Origin of the sequence: Ensifer sp. Root142 (assembly GCF_001426785.1) — a bacterium.
GTDB classification, from domain to species: Bacteria; Pseudomonadota; Alphaproteobacteria; order Rhizobiales; family Rhizobiaceae; genus Ensifer; species Ensifer canadensis.
The window spans coordinates 1-1857 of record NZ_LMFK01000043.1; the positions used below are offsets into that span (position 1 = coordinate 1).

2 protein-coding genes are annotated in these 1857 nt (G+C 56.8%); both read left to right on the forward strand.

The annotated features are described in order from the left end of the window. The first annotated feature begins 321 nt into the window (after positions 1–321). Positions 322–1254: a site-specific integrase gene (locus tag ASD52_RS28595; protein WP_082571912.1), complete on the forward strand. Its 933-nt coding sequence runs from the start codon at positions 322–324 to the stop codon at positions 1252–1254. Positions 1255–1331: 77 nt separating this feature from the next. Continuing rightward, positions 1332–1857 (forward strand): porin (locus ASD52_RS28600; RefSeq protein ID WP_200954108.1); only part of this gene is annotated, 526 nt, incomplete at its 3' end.

A 1857-nucleotide genomic window follows, 5' to 3' on the forward strand; every position in this document is an offset into this window, starting at 1 on the left:
GGCCTCGCTACCCGCGTATCGGTTCAGTACGAAGATGAAGACAACGGCGGCCTCGCTACCCGCGTATCGGTTCAGTACGAAGATGAAGACAACGGCGACGACCAGGTATTCGGCTTCGTCCGCCTGCAGCGCGACTTCTAATCTGACTTAGTCAGGTTTGATATCAGGCCCGCAACTCACATTCGAGTTGCGGGCTGTTGCTGTTTAGCAACGTTTGCATGTCGTCTCGGCACAGGACGATGTCCAGACACCAAGCGCCGGCTTGAAAGCCGTCGGTTTATCGGTCTCACTCCGGCGTCAGTCGGCAAGGGGATCGGCGAGTTGGGGAAGGATGCTGAGAAACAAGCGGGCGACTTCGATTTCCCGAACCTAAGTAGCGGGTACGAAGTCCACTACAGCTTTAGCCCGCGGGGTCCGAGCGGCGTGGTTAAGGACACCACGCTCGCCGAACTACTTCAGCGTTATGCCGACATTCTGTGGGAGGAAGGCAACCACAAATACAATGTGAAAGCCTTCATCGGAGAACTCGACGAGATATTGCTCGCTGCTCGCTTCTCTACTTTCTCACAAGACATGCTCGACAACCTGATCGGCGCTTTACGCAAACGTCGCAACAGCAACGCAACCATCAACCGGAAGATGGCGGCGCTAAGCAAGTTGCTGCGGAAAGCGTACAAAATGGGCGACATCTATAGCTTGCCGGAGTTCAAGCGCCAGAAAGAAAGAGCGGGTCGCCTCCGCTTTCTCGAACCGGACGAAGAAGAGGCGCTGTTTCGCGAAATCGGAAACCGCTCAGACCTCTATTTAAAACTATCCATATTCCTCGTCGATACCGGCGCACGTCTCGGCGAGACCATCGCTCTAAAATGGAATGACGTTCACCAGGGCCGGGTGACGTTTTGGGTAACCAAATCTGGCCGCAGCCGAACTGTACCCCTAACCGCCAGAGCCAAGCAGTCTCTTAATGCCCTGGTAGATCGATCTCCCGGTCCATTCGCGTCCATTGACCAGCAAAAGTATCGCGCCGTTTGGAATGACGCAAAAACAGCAGCCGGAATGGGGGACGAGGCCGATATCGTACCGCACGTCTTGCGCCATACTTGCGCGTCACGCTTGGTGAGAGGCGGTATCGATCTCAGACGCGTTCAGATGTGGCTGGGCCACCAGACCCTCGAGATGACGATGCGTTATGCTCACCTGGCATCCCACGATCTGGATATGTGCGTACCCGTCCTTGAACGCCATATTACATGAGCGAGTTCGCCCGGTCGTCCTAGTCAGGGGTTGACGATAACAGTCAGAACAGTCCTGATTCTGACTGGAGGTCAGAAATGAACATCAAGAGCCTTCTTCTCGGCTCCGCTGCAGCTCTCGCAGCAGTATCCGGCGCACAGGCAGCCGACGCAATCGTCGCCGCCGAGCCGGAGCCCATGGAATACGTTCGCGTTTGCGACGCTTTCGGCACTGGCTACTTCTACATCCCGGGCACCGAAACCTGCCTGAAGCTCAGCGGCGGCGTTTGCGACGCTTTCGGCACTGGCTACTTCTACATCCCGGGCACCGAAACCTGCCTGAAGCTCAGCGGCTTCATCCGCGTTCAGGGCTCGTTCGGTTCTGAGGCATCGCAGAGCCGTTACAACCAGGCGAACCATGACTTCGACGGTGACGGCTTCAACGATCAGTCCACGTCGGACTGGGATGTCTTCTCGCGCGCTTACGTCGCATGGGATGCCAAGAGCGACACCGAGTACGGCACGCTCACCGGCTTCTTCGCTGCTGAATTCAATGCCGACAACGACACCGACTCTGGCGATAGCGACTTCATCGACGTTGATGAAGCCTACATCCAGCTCGGTG